We start from the raw sequence: 16,130 nt of genomic DNA on the forward strand, positions 1-16,130 counted from the left end.
ACAATTTAAAAATAGAATAATTGAGAGGAGTCGAATTTAAAACTCCGCATTTTGAGGTGTTCTAGGATAAGGAATTACATCTCTAATATTTCCCATTCCAGTTGCAAACATAACTAGACGTTCAAAACCTAGTCCAAAACCTGAATGAACAGCAGTTCCGTATTTACGTAAATCTAAATACCACCATAATTCTTTTTCGTCAATATCTAGCGCTTTCATTTTTTCTTTTAAAACATCTAAACGCTCTTCACGTTGAGATCCACCTACCATTTCACCAATACCAGGAAATAGAATATCCATAGCGCGAACTGTTTTTCCATCTTCATTTAAACGCATGTAAAACGCTTTGATATTTGCAGGATAATCAAACAAAATGACAGGACATTTGAAATGTTTTTCTACTAAGAAACGTTCGTGTTCACTTTGTAAGTCAGCTCCCCATTCTTCAATAATATATTTGAATTTCTTTTTCTTGTTTGGTTTACTGTTCTTTAAAATATCGATAGCTTCAGTATAGCTTACACGTTTGAAGTTGTTATCGACTACAAATTTTATTTTGTCAATCAAACTCATTTCAGAACGTTCGGCTTGTGGCTTTGTTTTTTCTTCATCAAGCAAGCGCTTTTCTAAAAATTCTAAGTCTTCACGATTATGTTCTAAAACATAACTCAATACCGATTTCATAAAGTTTTCAGCTAAGTCCATATTTCCAGCTAAATCCATAAATGCTACTTCGGGTTCAATCATCCAGAATTCAGCTAAGTGACGAGATGTGTTTGAGTTTTCGGCTCTAAATGTTGGTCCGAAAGTATATACTTTTCCAAGAGACATGGCATAGGTTTCAGCTTCTAACTGACCAGAAACAGTAAGATTGGTTTCTTTTCCGAAGAAATCTTGAGAATAATCAATATCACCATCTTTAGTTAATGGAGGATTTTTAGCATCTAAGGCACTTACTTTAAACATTTCTCCAGCACCTTCGGCATCACTTCCTGTAACAATTGGAGTGTGCATATAGTAAAAACCATTCTCATTAAAATACTTGTGAATCGCAAATGATAATGACGAACGTAAACGCATTACAGCACTAAATGTACTTGTTCTAGTGCGTAAATGAGCATTTTTTCTTAGGAATTCGAAGCCGTGTTTTCTTGGTTGAATTGGATATTCATCAGGATCAGAATCTCCAAGAATTTCAATAGAAGTAACTTGTATTTCAACGTTTTGCCCTTTTCCTTGACTCTTTACCAAGTTTCCTTTAATGTGAACAGCTGATCCAGTTGTAATTCGTTTTAAAAGTGCTTCATCAGTATTTTCAAAATCAACCACGCATTGTATATTATTAATTGTAGAACCATCATTTAAAGCTATAAATCGATTTGCTCTAAACGTTCTAACCCATCCTTTAATTTCAAGAGGCTGTAGTGTAATATCTTGTGTTAATAATTGTGAAACTGAATATGTCATTTTTATTAAATTTTATACAAATATAAATGTTTTATGAAATGGTGTCTTCTGAATTTTCAACGTCTTCGATGACCTCTATGTCTTCAGAGTCTTGCGGAATAATATTTATTGCTGGTTCTTTTAATACTTCCTTATTAGCAATACTTCTTTCAAGAGATAATAATAGAGAAGGCAACAATAGTAAATTTGATAACATTGCAAATAGTAATGTTGCAGAAACCAATGCTCCTAAAGCTACTGTACCTCCAAAACTAGATGTTGTGAAGACGATAAAACCAAAGAATAAAACGATTGATGTGTAAAACATACTTACACCTGTTTCTCTTAAAGCAGCATAAACCGATTTGCGTATTTTCCAGTGATTGGCTTGTAATTCTTGCCTGTATTTAGCCAAAAAGTGAATGGTGTCATCTACTGAAATTCCAAAGGCAATACTAAACACCAATATCGTTGATGGTTTTATTGGGACATTTAAAAAGCCCATTAATCCTGCAGTGATTAATAAAGGTAATAAGTTTGGAACAAGTGACACAATAATCATTCTGAATGACCTAAACATGTAAGCCATAAAAAGAGAAATAAGAAAAATAGCAAGACTTAACGAGATTACTAAGTTTCGTACTAAATATTTTGTTCCTTTTTGAAATACTAATGCTTTTCCTGTCATTGTAACTTCAAAGCGTTCTTTAGGAAATAGCTTGTCAATTTTATTTTGAAGATTTTCCTCAATACGCTCCATTTTATCAGTGCCAATATCTTTCATAAAGGTTGTGATACGTGCATACTGACCAGTACTGTCTACAAAATTCTTAAGCATGTCTACATTAGAAGACGAGTTTTTGGCATAAGATAATATGAAACTATTTTCTTGACTTGTTGGTAGTTGGTAGTATTTTGGATTGCCGTTATAATAAGCTTGCTTACTATATTTTACCAAACTCACCGCAGAAATTGGTCTAGATAATTCAGGAATCTCATTGATGAGGTCTTCTAAATCGTTCATACGCTTAAGCGTACTTAATTTCATAACGCCTTTTTTGCGTTTAGTATCTATCATTATTTCTAATGGCATTATGCCATTAAATTCACTTTCAAAAAACTTAATGTCTTTAAAGAATTCTGTGTCTTTTGGCATGTCTTCAATTAGGCTACCAGAAATTTTTATTTGATAAATACCAATAATACTTGCAACTAAAAGTATTAAAGATGTTAAATAAATTGTGATTTTTTTATGCTTAACCATTCGCTCAATCCAATCTACAAAACCACCAATCCAACGTTTATTTAGATGCTCTAAATGTCTTTCTTGAGGATAAGGTAAAAAGGTGTAAATGATAGGAATTACAAGTAAACATAATATGAAAATAGCGAGAATACTTAAAGAAGCTACAATACCAAATTCTTTAAGCAACGTACTTTCAGTTAAAATAAAAGTAGCAAAACCGGAAGCTGTAGTCACATTTGTCATTAATGTTGCATTACCAATTTTGGTAATAACACGTTGCAGTGACTTTACTTTATTTCCATGTAATTTTACTTCATGTTGATATTTATTGATTAAGAAAATACAATTCGGAATTCCAATTACAATAATTAAAGGTGGAATTAAAGCAGTTAAAACGGTAATCTCATAGTTGAGCAGACCTAAAATACCAAAGGTCCACATGACACCAATGCATACAACAATGAGAGAAATAAAAGTGGCTCTAAATGACCTAAAGAATAAGAAGAATATTAAAGACGTTACACCTAGTGCTAAGCCAATAAAAAGGCCAATTTCATCAACAATATTCTGCGAGTTTAATGTTCTAATGTATGGCATGCCAGACACTCTAACATCAAGATTATTGTTAGTTTCGAAATCATCAATTTTATCTTGAAGAGCAAGCATGATAAAGTCTTTTCTTGCTGAAGTATTTACGATATCTTTTTTAAGATAAATTGCTGTTCGGATTGTTTTTGTGTCTTTATTGAACAAAAAGTTATCATAAAAAGGATATTGTTTGAAGAGTTCTTTCTGTAGAATATCAATTTCAGCTTTTGAAGTGATTGAATCTTTTATGAAAGGCTCCAAATCAAATTTTTCAGCTTTTGTGTTTTTTACTAATTTCTGAAGGTCTTTAATTGATACTACAGTTTCAACTTCATCATAAGATTTAAAATCTTCAGAAAGCCGATTCCAAGCATTTAATTTTTCAACAGTAAATAGTGTAGAGTCTTTAACACCAAGAATAATAAGATTCCCTTCTTCGCCAAAGATGTCTAAAAACTCATTATAAGTCACATTAACTTCATGGTCATCAGGTAATAAGTTTGCTTCGGTGTAGGTAAAGCGCATGTGTTCCCATTGCCAACTAAAGAAAATAGTTGCCAACACGATACAAATGAGTATACCAATTTTATTACGCAAAATTAGTCGCGCAATAACTTCCCAAAAACCTGTTGAAAATAATTTAAACATCTACCTATTAAAAAGGAGCGACAAAGGTAGAAAAAACCAAAAGATAAGCTCTATAAATTAATGCTAATTTATAGTATTTATAAGCTCACATTAAATGTAAATTTTACAGCAATGTTATCTTCTAATTTCGGTAAGTGATATCCACCATAACGATATGCGAAACTAAGACCGAAACCGAAGAGTAATTTATTGAGTTCAAAACCAGCTTCTGAGAAGCCTTTTTCAAGTGTTCCAAACGTAATGTTTTCATGCCTTTCAATATCGTGCATGTTTCCTAAAGCAAACCTCGAAATCAAAACTAGCTGAGGCCTATATCGTTTACTGATTTTAAAAGGTTTGACAAAGTGTTTAAATTGAAGAGTCGCGAATCTATCAGAGAAAAATTCATTAAAATACATGGTTTCAAAGCTATTAACTCCAGCTACAGAAAAGCGATTCCTAATGGTTTCTTTTCTAATATTATTTGGATAAGCATGGTATAAATGAGTTATAGGAGTGCTGCCAGTCGCAAGTCCGCTACTCAGCACGATTTCTGAAAACACATCAGCATTATAAGTAATTTTATGGCGCGTTCTAAAATCGACTTTCAAAAAATTAAAATCACCTTTTATGACATCTTTAAAGCTTTGAGTTAATTGTAGTGTGAACTTTGGAAACCCATTTTTAGTTTCTATTACGTTTTCTTTTACAGTATCGAAATTACTAAACGGACTCCATTCTAGACTGATTTTGGCAGTTGAAACATCGAAGTTTTCAAAGCTTTCATCATCAATTACAAAAATGTAATTATATGTTGGATCAATTTTACTGATAGCAAATTCAGTTTCTGTAATTAAATGATTTGATAACTGATGTTCAATATTTATAGCTTTAGTAATGTGTTTATGGAATAAATCAATATTCAATAATCGAGGTTCAAAAAACTGGAAAAAGCGTTTGTCTGTCAGAAAATTTGAACTTCCTGTTTCTTGTATGTCATCAATATATGCGAGATTAATCCAAGTATCTGTGGCCTCATTAATTCTAAAACCTCCTCCAATTCTATATTTGAAGCGATGATCTTTAAATCCATAAACGATATAACTATCAATACGATATTTCTCCGAAAACTCATCATTAGTTATACCTCCTAAACCAGTTCTAAGTGCTTCGTATTGATTGTATTTTATGAGGTAGCGTAGATCTACATTTAAAAAACGTGTTGGAAAATAACCATTCCCTAAATGTTTGAGATAGTCAATTTGATTAATAGTATCTTTTTTGACTATAGTGGAATCTTTTTGATTTTTAGGTTCTTGTGAGTGCAATGCATAAGAACATAGTGTTATAAATAATAAAAACAAACACTTATGCATTGAGGGCTAATAATGGATTAAAATTAATAGAATAAAAAAGCGACATTTTAGTAAGTCGCTTTTGAGATTTATACAGTCATGATTTCTTTTTCTTTGACATCAAAAACATCGTCTATCTTTTTAACGTACTTGTCTGTCATATGTTGTACGTCAATTTCAGCATTTTTTTGTTGATCTTCAGAAGCGTCGTCTAGGTTCTTAATATCTGAATTAGCTTCTTTTCGTGCATTTCTTACACCAATTTTTGCGTCTTCTGCTTCAGATTTCGCTTGTTTTGATAAATCACGTCTTCGTTCTTCTGTTAAAGGTGGAACATTAATGATTATGGTCTCACCATTATTCATTGGGTTAAAACCTAAATTAGCATAAGCTATTCCACGTTCAATTTCTTGAAGCATACTTTTTTCCCAAGGCTGAACAGTAATTGTTCTACCATCTGGAGTATTCACATTTGCCACTTGAGCTAACGGTGTTTGAGAACCATAGTAGTCTACCATAACACTTCCAAGCATGGCAGGACTTGCCTTCCCAGCTCTAATGTTAGAAAATTGCTTTTCGAGATGCTTCATGGCACCATCCATAGCTTCTTGAGCTGAATCTAATATAAATTTTATGTCTTCGTTCATTTTTAAAAAACTTTAATTCGTAAAATACTTACCAAAAATAAGCCAACCTTATATATTAACTTTAGTACCTATATTTTCTCCTGAAACGACCTTTAAAAGGTTTCCTTTTTTATTCATATCAAACACGATAATTGGCAGCTTGTTTTCTTGACTAAGTGTGAATGCTGTAGTATCCATAACTTTGAGTCCTTTCTTTAGTACATCTTCAAAGGATATATGATCAAACTTAACTGCAGTTGTATCTTTTTCAGGATCTGCTGTATAAATGCCATCAACACGAGTTCCTTTTAAAATTACATCTGCTTCAATTTCAATAGCTCTTAATACAGCTGCAGAATCTGTAGTGAAGTATGGATTTCCTGTTCCTCCTCCAAAAATTACGACACGGCCTTTTCTAAGGTGACTCATTGCTTTTCGTCTAATGAAAGGTTCTGCAACTTCGTTGATTTTAATAGCGGTTTGTAAACGTGTTTTTACATCAGCATCTTCCAATGCATTTTGTAATGCTAATCCGTTAATCACAGTAGCTAGCATTCCCATGTGATCACCTTGAACACGATCCATACCATTCATGGCTCCAGCGACGCCTCTAAATATATTTCCGCCACCAATTACGATAGCAACTTCTACACCTAAATCTGTAATTTCTTTAATGTCTTTAGCGTATTCTGATAATCGTTCAGGATCAATTCCGTATTGACGAGAACCCATTAGAGCTTCACCTGATAATTTGAGTAGAATTCTTTTATATTTCATGTTTTGGTTGTGTCGTTTTGAGAGATTCTCACTTTCATGAGAACTAAGGTTTAACAAATATAATCATTATTGTAATTTAGAAAAGTAGAATTATGACATAAAAAAAAGCTTTCCAATTAATTGGAAAGCTTTTCTAATATAATATTCTTGTTTTTATAGGAATAAATTATCCTACAGTAGCACGTTTAAATCCAGTAACAGCAACATCGCCATAAGATTCAACATACTGAGCAACAGTTTTCTTTTCGTCTTTGATGAACTTTTGATCTAGTAAACATTTTTCTTGATCTAAAGTGGTGTTATCAGAAATGAAACGTTCCATTTTACCAGGTAAAATTCTGTCCCAGATTTGTTCCGGCTTACCTTCTGCTTTTAATTCTGCTTTTGCAGCATTTTCAGCTTCAGTAATAACTTCAGGAGTTAATTGTGCCATTGAGATGTAACTTGGTACATTCTTTAATGTTTTTCCTAAACGTCCTAATTCGATATTATCTTTTTCGATAACTGCAATTCTAGCTTCGGTTTCAGAGGCTACGAAATCTGCATCAAAATCTTTATAAGATAATGTAGAAGCTCCCATTGAAGCTACTTGCATAGAAACATCTTTTACTAATACTTCTACGTTATCAACTTTAGCAGATAAACCTACTAAAGCTGCAATTTTATTGATATGTACATATTGTCCAACATAAGGAGCATCTAATTTCTCAAATGCAGTGATGTCTAATTTTTCGCCAATAACTCCAGTTTGTTCTATTAGTTTTTCAGCAACAGTCATACCACCAAAATCAGCAGCTAAAAATTCTTCTTTAGTATTGTGATTTAAAGCGATATCTGCTAATTGGTTAGCTAATGCTACGAAGTTTTCGTTTTTTCCAACAAAATCAGTTTCACATCCTAATACAATAGCAACACCAGAAGTGTTATCTGCATTAATTTTTGCGATTGCAGCGCCTTCAGATGAATCTCTGTCTGCTCTTTTTTCTGCTACTTTTTGCCCTTTTTTACGAAGTACTTCAATGGCTTTATCAAAATCACCTCCAGCTTCAACTAAGGCTTTTTTACAATCCATCATACCAGCTCCAGTAGCTTGTCTTAATTTATTTACTTCAGCGGCTGTAATTTTTACAGTATTTTCCATAATGTTATAAAATTAAAAAAAGTCGTTTAATTATCATTTCATAAGAAAACAATTAAACGACTTAATACTATTGTGTAATTGTTATATTTATTCTTCTTCGTTTGCTGCAACTGGTGCAACTACTTCAGCTTTTTTTTCTGCTTTAGCCTCAACTTTTGCTTCAGCTTTCACTTCTTTTTTTGCTGCTGTTGATTTTTCACTTTTAGCGTCTTTTTCTGCTTTATCTGATTTTCTTTCAGCTAAACCACCTGCAACTGCAGCTTCAACTGCTGACATAATGCAATCAATAGATTTAGATGCATCATCATTAGAAGGGATTAAGTAATCTACTTCACGTGGATCAGAATTCGTATCTACCATTGCGAAGATTGGAATTTTTAATTTCTGAGCTTCTTTAATAGCGATGTGCTCACGTTTGATGTCTACAACAAATAATGCTCCAGGTAAACGTGTCATATCAGAAATAGAACCTAAATTCTTTTCTAGTTTTGCTCTTTGACGATCGACTTGTAAACGTTCTTTTTTAGATAGAGAGTTAAATGTACCATCTTTCTTCATACGATCAATCATAGCCATTTTCTTAACAGCTTTTCTAATTGTAACGAAGTTTGTTAACATTCCACCAGGCCATCTTTCAGTAATGTAAGGCATATTTACATTTCCTGCTTTTTCAGCAACGATGTCTTTCGCTTGTTTTTTTGTAGCAACAAATAAGATTTTCTTTCCAGAAGCTGCAATTTTGTGCAATGCTTCTCCAGTCTCTTCAATTTTTGCTTGAGTTTTGTAAAGGTTGATGATATGGATACCGTTACGTTCCATGTAAATGTAAGGAGCCATGTTTGGATCCCATTTTCTTGTTAGGTGACCAAAGTGTACACCTGCGTCAAGTAAGTCTTTTACTTCTACTTTCATTTTGTATTCGTTTACGTTCTGTTAAATTAGCAATGAAAAAGTGGTTGCTTACGCTCGCCTTCATCATTTAGATGCTAAACTGTACCTGAACTCGTTTCAGGATTTTTATGCTTTGCTGAATTTTTCAGCAGTTGTAATCTAAAGCTGTTCTGATGAATGACCAGAACAGCTTTTGAAATTTTTTATATTCCGAAGAAACTTCAGAATAATAACAAAGAATAGGATTAACGTTTTGAGAACTGGAATTTCTTCCTTGCTTTCTTCTGACCGAACTTCTTACGTTCAACCATTCTTGGGTCTCTTGTTAATAATCCTTCTGGCTTTAATATTAGTCTGTGTTCCGCATCAATCTCACACATTGCACGAGATAATGCTAAACGGATCGCTTCGGCTTGGCCTGTAATGCCACCACCATAAACGTTTACTGTAATATCAAAGTTGCCATCGTTGTTAGTCATGGTTAAAGGTTGGTTTACTTTGTACTGCAATGTTGCAGTAGGAAAATAAACCTCCATGTCTTTTTTGTTTACCGTGATCTTGCCTTTTCCTTTAGCAAGGTACACACGAGCAACAGCCGTCTTTCTACGACCGATTTTGTGAATTACTTCCATTAGTTAACTTTGTTTAAGTCAATTGCTTTTGGTTTTTGAGCTTCATGTTTGTGCTCAGAACCTACAACAACATTCAAATTACGGAATAACTCAGCGCCTAATTTGTTTTTAGGGAGCATTCCTTTTACTGATTTTTCTACGATTCTTGCTGGATCTTTTCCAAACAATTCAGTCGCAGTTAAACTTCTTTGACCACCTGGATAACCTGTGTGACGAATGTACGTTTTGTCATTCCACTTGTTTCCTGATAAGTTGATTTTTTCAGCATTGATAATAATTACATTATCTCCGCAATCAACATGTGGTGTGAAGTTAGGCTTGTGTTTACCTCTCAAAAGTATTGCTACTTTAGAGCATAAACGACCTAGCGTTTGATCTGCAGCGTCAACTAAAACCCACTCTTTATTAACAGTAGCCTTGTTTGCTGAAATCGTTTTGTAGCTTAATGTGTCCACACTTATTCATATTAATTACTTGTCTCACGACAAGTAGGTTAAACTTTTCTCTCTCAAAAAGAGTTTGCAAATTTACGATTAAATATTTGATAACCAAACAGACGTGCGTGTTTTTTTGTGTTGCTAAAAGTGGTGTTTTTATTTTAGCTTATTAAGCAATTCTATTATCTCATTTGCCTTAAAGTTACTATTCAGTTTTTTAACAGTATTAAGATTTTGTATTGCTTCAGAATCGTTCTTATCTTTTATTGCTATTAATGCACTATACCAATAGACTTCAGCTAAAAAGTTATGCTCTTTGGTTTTTAGAGTGTCAAGAATATGTTTTGCTTGAATGGTTTTATTTTGGTTTAATAAACTCATAACATAATAAAAACGAATGTTATCATCATCATTAGCTTCTAAAGCAATTTTAAAAGCTTGTTCAGCATTTAAATAATCTTCATTTTCGTAAGCTTTAAAGGCATCTGCGTTTTTATTTATTTCATTACCTCTAATCACAGGTTGATAAACATTTGGGTAACTGTCATAATAGGTTTCAAATAAATCTGAGAACGTATTTTTAGAATTAAAATAAAAGACACCAATTATCAAACAACTAGCGATAGTCGTTAAAAGAAGTTTGTTAGTTAAAAGCCTCTTATAAAATGGGATTGCTTTTTGATCTAAAGTGCTTAAATAATCTTTTAATGTTTCTTTTTCATTTAGTTGAAATGCAGTTTGAACATCTTTATACTCATTAAATAAGGTTTGAAATTCTGAATTGGTTTCTAAACGTTTAGAAACCTCCTTAGATTCATCTGGAGTAAGTGTATTATTAAAATACTTTTGTATGAGTTCTTCGTGTTGCATTATTGTACTTTAAATAATGTTTTAAGACGTTTCAAGCATCTTGATTTATGACTTCTTACAGTGTTTGGGTCTTTGTATTCTGTTTGTTCAACAATTTCATCAATGGTAAGTCCTCTGTAATAAAACAGTTTTAATATAAGCTGACAACTCTCTGAAATTAACTTTAAATTTTGAGATAATTTTATTTGTGTTTCTGTTGGCAAATCTTCTTCGAGTTGAATTTCTTCAAAATCTAAGGCGTCAGCTTTAGGTGTAATCATTCGTTTCTCATTATTCAAATACTTATAGATTTTATACTTCCCAATGCCAAATAAATAGGTTTTTATAGAGCTTTTTTCTAATACTAATTGATTCATTACAAAATTTTGATACATCGCAACAATACTATCTTGATATATATCTAAAGCCGCTCCTTTATCAATTTTAAAGCCAGAAGCATAATTTAAAAAAGCAGTTTTGTTTTCAATGTAAACACTTTCTAAGGCATGCTTATCACTACGTCTTAAGCGTGATTGCATTTGTGACTCAGATATGTTTGTATTCATTAGTTGCTAGTTGAGGTGAAATATTAACAGCAGACACAAATATAATTTTTTTTAGATAGCTGTTAACATTTTAAAAAGTTAGCACACCAAAGAGAAAACCATTAATAATTTATTATATGAAAACTTCTATGAAATTTATGCTAATTCTGTTGTTGCTGCCATTTTATCTTTTTCCTCAAACGTTAGTTTCTGATGCGAAACAAACCTATAGTTTTACTTATGAAACAGTTGTAGAGATTACGTCTTCTGAAGATAATAGAACTTATAAAATGTCCTACTTGTTTAATCCAAATGAAAATTATGTTGGAATGAAAGTTAACATGAGTGATTTTTCTGAAGCCGAAACGGATGGTGAATCTATCATTATTATGGATAAAGGTAATTCAATCATTTTTGTTGAAACACAAGGAATGAAAATGCAAATGTTTCAAACCATGATGGGAGAAGGGCAAACAAATCCTATGGGTGAAATGTCAACATATGATTACAGTAGTATAAAGAAAACAGGACAAACAAAAACCATACTTGGCACTACTTGTTACCAATACAACTTGTCTGATGAAAAGGTCAAAATGATATTATGGGTCGCTCCAGAAATTAAACTTCCAAATTGGTTTGGTCAAAGTTCTAAAGCTATTGATGGTCATATAATGGCATATACTATGACGTCTTCTGAAGGTACTATGACTAGTACAACAATTGCAATTAACGATCATATTAGTAAAATCATAAATTCTCAGGATTATAAAAAAATGTTTTAATCAATCATTAAAAATTTATTATGAAAAAAATTACACAAATAGCTTTCTTTTTAATTTCAATTCTATCATTACAAGCACAAGATGATGGTACTATAGATCTCTCTTTTCTTGGAGATAACAAAGGGCAAAAAGGCGTCAGTGGTGCTGTGCATACAATTGCTGTTCAACCAGATGGGAAACTGCTTATTGGAGGTGCTTTTGAGACTTACAATCAAATTTGGAGTCCTAAATTAATTCGAGTGAATCCTGATGGTTCTATAGATTCTAGTTTCAATCAAACGCTTTTAAGAGATAGTAATTCGAGTATTAACTCCATTGTGATTCAGCCAGATGGAAAAATACTTGTTGCTGGTGGTTTTGAGATGAGAACTCCTCATCCTGATAATGAATTGCTAGAAGAAGATATTATGCGATTAAACGCAGATGGAACTAGAGATGAAACATTTATAGCTCCAGGAAACACAAGTGGTTGTGGTGATATTAGGAGTGTTGCTTTACAATCTGATGGAAAAATTATTATCGTTGGAGATATTTCTTATTGTGTCAGTAGTACTATTGATAACAATGAAAATATAATACGTCTTAATTCAGATGGTTCTTTAGATGAAACTTTTACCACTGTTGTAACCGATTTAGGCAATGGTAATTCTGGAGAACCAATACATTCAGTTCGTGTTCAATCAGACGATAAGATTTTAATTGCTGGTAATTTTAACCAAGTTAATGGTGTTACGCAACAACGATTAGCACGTTTAAATAGTGATGGAACTCTAGATACCTCATATACTATTGGAACAGGCTTTAATAGTGCTGTAAATGATATAGCACTGCAACAAGATGGTAAGTTATTAGTTGTTGGTAATTTCACAGCGTTTAATGCTACAAGTCAGAATCAAATTGTACGATTACATACAGATGGTTCTTTAGATGCCATATTGAATTCTGGTGCTGGTGTTGGTCGTTTTCAACCGTCAAACGGATATACTGCTGCTAGAAATATAGAGAATGTAGTTATTCAGTCTGATGGTAAAATACTCATTGGAGGCGATTATAACCGTTATGATGGAACTGCTGTGTCTAGATATACACGATTAAATAGTGATGGTACATTTGATAATACTTTTTTTAATGTTGATGATCTTGGGATTGAAATCGCTAGCGTATATACAAGTTTAGTTTTGCCTAGTGGCGATTTTATTGTTGGAGGAAATTTTGATAAACATAATAGTTATAAAAAATCAGGACTTATTAAGTTGACGTCTTCTGGTCAAGTAGATTTAAGTTTTAATTCAGGACATGGTCCAACCGAAGAATACTTCAGTACAGAAATTCGAGAGATTACTAAGGCTTCAGGTAACAAGTTATATGTCGCTGGACGTTTTAGAGAATATGACGATGTGTTTAGTAGAAATATAGCAAGGATTAATTCCGATGGATCGATAGATACAAGTTTTAGTACTGGAACTGATGAACTAATTAATGGTTTTGACGATGGCGTTAACGATGTTATGGAACAGCCAAGCGGAAAAATAATCGTTGTTGGTGAATTTGAAACCTATAATGGAAATCCAGCTCCAGGTATTGCTAAACTTAATAACGATGGCTCTTTTGATAATACATTTAGTGTTGGTACTGGTGTGTCTAGTAGTAATTTGATAGATACTGTAGTTGAATTAGCTGATGGTAAATTTTTAATTGGAGGATTTTTTGATGAATTCGATGGATTTACGACAAGAAATTTAGCAAGATTAAATGCAGATGGAAGTATAGATACTACGTTTTTTGTGTCGAGTGCATCTCAAATTTACGATATCTTTCTTCTAAATAATGGGCAGTTTTTCATAGGTACATACAGTTATAACGACGATATTATTACTGGTCGCTTAGCTAAAATTAATCCAGATGGTACAAGAGACACTTCCTTTAATGCTACTGGTATAATTTCAGGTACTACCAAAATCGTTAAGGTATTAGGAAATGGTCAGATACTAGTTGGAGGCTATTACAGCTCTCAAGGAGGCAGCGTATTAAAGTTAAATGCTGATGGATCTCTAGATACAGGATTTACTCTAGCAGATATCAATGCAAGAGTCGAGGATATGGAGTTACAGGACGATGGTAAACTAATTATAGGCGGAAATTTTGATGATATAGATGGTAGAGACATTAGAGGTGTAGCGCGTTTAAATAGTGATGGTACATTTGATGATACCTTCAATCCAGAAGTTGTATCTCAAGATCCTGATACGTATGCAGGAACAGATGACTTTTCAAATACTGTGAATAGTTTAGAACTCAGAGATTCTGGTCAGTTATTAGTTGGTGGAGATTTTAGAAGCTATAATGCGCAACCTAAATCGCCTCTCATTGCTTTGTTTGCTGGCATACCAGAAACGCTTAATACTAATCCGTTTGAAATTTCAGAACGCAATATTTCTGTGTTTCCAAATCCAGCTTCAGATCTAATTTCAATTTCATCAGAAAAAGAAATTCAGAACATTCAACTCTATACGATTTCTGGAAAGCAAATTTTAAATCAGCAAGATCTTAAGTCTTACAATCATCGTTTGGATGTTAGTCAACTATCAAAAGGATTTTATCTTCTGAAGATTTCAAATCATGCAACTACAATAACAAAAAAATTAGTAATCAATTAAAATAAAAAAAACTATGAAACGTACCAGATACATAATCATGACAGTGCTATCATTTGTGTTTATCACCTCATGCCTTGGTGATCGAAAATCAATTGATGTAGAAGACTTAAGTGATACTTCTTTTGTAAATGAAAACTTTAAAGGAAATAACATCAATTATAGCAAAGAAATGAGTGCTTGTGATCAGCTTTCAGCAAGTACAATGGCTAAATTATATAAAGTTTCCGAAGAAAAAGTGACTGTTATAGATCCTACAAAGTCGAATAATTATGGAGCCACACCACTTCCAACCTGTCAATATCGAATTCAATTTGGAGATAATGAATTCCAATATTTGTCAGGCTCAATTACAATAATGCCAGAAGTAAAAAAGGACGACTATATGTCAGATGTTGCTGAGGCTGCTGGTAGAGGAGAAGATTGGGTTCAAGCATGGAGTCTTAAAAAATCTATGTATGAAAGTGCTGAGTGGATTCCTAATATGGGAAAAGCATCACTTTGGATGGGAAGTAAACGTACCTTAGATATAAAACTTGATGGTTATACCTTGTCTGTAATTGCACCAGGAACTGGTTTTAATGAAGAAAAATCGAAGCAAAGAGATTACAAAACCATTGCGATTGCTATGGCAAAGCAAGCAGGATACATTAACTAAAAAACGAACTTTTTATGAACTATTTAAATTATTTGGTTGGTATATTTTTCTTCGGAATTACAATATCGATGGCTGCTCAACAGCATGTGAGTTATGATGGCGTTAAAATGAATTCTAATCTAGAGATTTCTGAAGCCCAAATTTCTAAGGAGAAAATAATGCTTGTGCTTCATGAAATTGATATGACCAAGCATCAAACTGATAATTGTGAGGATTGTCCAACGTCAAAATCATTAATTTTAGATGTTGATTTCACACGATCATTTAAGTTTCCCATTACAGAAGACGACAGTGTGTATGTTAGAGTGACGCATTTACAAAAAAACTTGGCAGAACATAAGCACAATCTTTCTCAAGTGAATACAATGAATGCATCTAGAAATAGGTCTGAAGAAAATCAATTGAAAAATCAGGCTGATGTGATTAAAGTGAAAGGCCAAGAAATTGCAAAACTGATGCAAGAAGGAAAATTATCTCCAGAAGAAGCACAAAAACAATTGCTAGCTTTATCTGAGCCTTATCTAAATAAATTAGATCATTCGGCAATTGCTAATACAGAAGCTGAAGAGTTTCAGAACAATTCAAACTTTTCAATAGTGTTTTATAACGATGATACCAAAACTGAATCTCAGCCTTATTCAGGTTATTTGTACATCAAAACGTTTAATGAAGAGCGGTTTGTAGCAGAATTTAGAGGCATACATATTGAGCAATGTGTTGAAAAACGCGTCGTAAGTTCTGAAGAAGAAAAAGCAAAATGTAGTTCTATTCAATCACAATATTTGCCAGAAACGAAAGTATTACATGAAGGCTCAGGAACAATGACTTTAAATGTGGCTATAAAAGAGTTTCAAAATAATAGAGGATAGTTTAAAA

The 16,130-nt window shown here is 32.7% G+C and carries 15 protein-coding genes; 4 read left to right on the forward strand and 11 right to left on the reverse strand.

Annotated elements, in window-relative coordinates:
- Positions 1-36: 36 nt before the first annotated feature.
- From asnS to MUN68_RS00515, 11 genes are all read right to left on the reverse strand, one after another.
- On the reverse strand, positions 37-1,467 hold the full coding sequence (gene asnS, locus MUN68_RS00465) for an asparagine--tRNA ligase (RefSeq protein ID WP_249996395.1): 1,431 nt from the start codon (positions 1,465-1,467) through the stop codon (positions 37-39).
- Positions 1,468-1,498: 31 nt separating this feature from the next.
- Entirely contained in the window at positions 1,499-3,928 is a 2,430-nt protein-coding gene (locus MUN68_RS00470; RefSeq protein ID WP_249996396.1) for an efflux RND transporter permease subunit, read from the reverse strand.
- Positions 3,929-4,005: 77 nt separating this feature from the next.
- On the reverse strand, positions 4,006-5,235 hold the full coding sequence (locus MUN68_RS00475) for a hypothetical protein (RefSeq protein ID WP_249996397.1): 1,230 nt from the start codon (positions 5,233-5,235) through the stop codon (positions 4,006-4,008).
- A 116-nt stretch (positions 5,236-5,351) separates the two neighbouring features.
- Positions 5,352-5,909 (reverse strand): ribosome recycling factor, encoded by a 558-nt coding sequence (gene frr, locus MUN68_RS00480; protein WP_249996399.1) that lies wholly within the window; start codon positions 5,907-5,909, stop codon positions 5,352-5,354.
- Positions 5,910-5,957: 48 nt separating this feature from the next.
- Positions 5,958-6,665, reverse strand: a complete 708-nt coding sequence (gene pyrH, locus MUN68_RS00485) for a UMP kinase (RefSeq protein WP_249996400.1) — start codon at positions 6,663-6,665, stop codon at positions 5,958-5,960.
- A 166-nt stretch (positions 6,666-6,831) separates the two neighbouring features.
- Complete coding sequence (tsf, locus tag MUN68_RS00490) at positions 6,832-7,806, reverse strand: translation elongation factor Ts (RefSeq protein WP_249996402.1); 975 nt, start codon at positions 7,804-7,806, stop codon at positions 6,832-6,834.
- Between the two features lie 87 nt (positions 7,807-7,893).
- Positions 7,894-8,718, reverse strand: a complete 825-nt coding sequence (rpsB, locus tag MUN68_RS00495) for a 30S ribosomal protein S2 (protein WP_249996404.1) — start codon at positions 8,716-8,718, stop codon at positions 7,894-7,896.
- Between the two features lie 224 nt (positions 8,719-8,942).
- Complete coding sequence (gene rpsI / locus MUN68_RS00500; RefSeq protein WP_249996407.1) at positions 8,943-9,329, reverse strand: 30S ribosomal protein S9; 387 nt, start codon at positions 9,327-9,329, stop codon at positions 8,943-8,945.
- Complete coding sequence (rplM, locus tag MUN68_RS00505; protein WP_249996408.1) at positions 9,329-9,784, reverse strand: 50S ribosomal protein L13; 456 nt, start codon at positions 9,782-9,784, stop codon at positions 9,329-9,331. The genes rpsI and rplM overlap by 1 nt, the downstream gene beginning before the upstream one ends.
- A 138-nt stretch (positions 9,785-9,922) precedes the next feature.
- Positions 9,923-10,636 carry a hypothetical protein gene (locus MUN68_RS00510; protein WP_249996409.1) on the reverse strand — a complete coding sequence of 238 codons (714 nt, stop codon included), beginning with the start codon at positions 10,634-10,636 and terminating at the stop codon, positions 9,923-9,925.
- Complete coding sequence (locus MUN68_RS00515) at positions 10,636-11,181, reverse strand: RNA polymerase sigma factor (RefSeq protein ID WP_249996410.1); 546 nt, start codon at positions 11,179-11,181, stop codon at positions 10,636-10,638. The genes MUN68_RS00510 and MUN68_RS00515 overlap by 1 nt, the downstream gene beginning before the upstream one ends.
- Positions 11,182-11,309: 128 nt before the next feature.
- On the opposite strand from MUN68_RS00515, the gene MUN68_RS00520 reads away from it, so the two are divergent.
- From MUN68_RS00520 to MUN68_RS00535, 4 genes are read left to right on the forward strand one after another with little or no spacing between them, the layout of a single operon-like run.
- Positions 11,310-11,942, forward strand: coding sequence for a DUF4412 domain-containing protein (locus tag MUN68_RS00520; RefSeq protein ID WP_249996411.1), 633 nt, complete (start codon positions 11,310-11,312; stop codon positions 11,940-11,942).
- Between the two features lie 20 nt (positions 11,943-11,962).
- Positions 11,963-14,599 (forward strand): T9SS type A sorting domain-containing protein, encoded by a 2,637-nt coding sequence (locus MUN68_RS00525; RefSeq protein WP_249996412.1) that lies wholly within the window; start codon positions 11,963-11,965, stop codon positions 14,597-14,599.
- A 13-nt stretch (positions 14,600-14,612) separates the two neighbouring features.
- Complete coding sequence (locus MUN68_RS00530; RefSeq protein ID WP_249996413.1) at positions 14,613-15,254, forward strand: hypothetical protein; 642 nt, start codon at positions 14,613-14,615, stop codon at positions 15,252-15,254.
- Positions 15,255-15,268: 14 nt separating this feature from the next.
- Positions 15,269-16,123, forward strand: coding sequence for a hypothetical protein (locus MUN68_RS00535; RefSeq protein WP_249996415.1), 855 nt, complete (start codon positions 15,269-15,271; stop codon positions 16,121-16,123).
- The last annotated feature ends 7 nt before the right edge of the window (positions 16,124-16,130 follow it).

It is taken from the genome of Psychroserpens ponticola (assembly GCF_023556315.2).
Lineage (GTDB): Bacteria > Bacteroidota > Bacteroidia > Flavobacteriales > Flavobacteriaceae > Psychroserpens > Psychroserpens ponticola.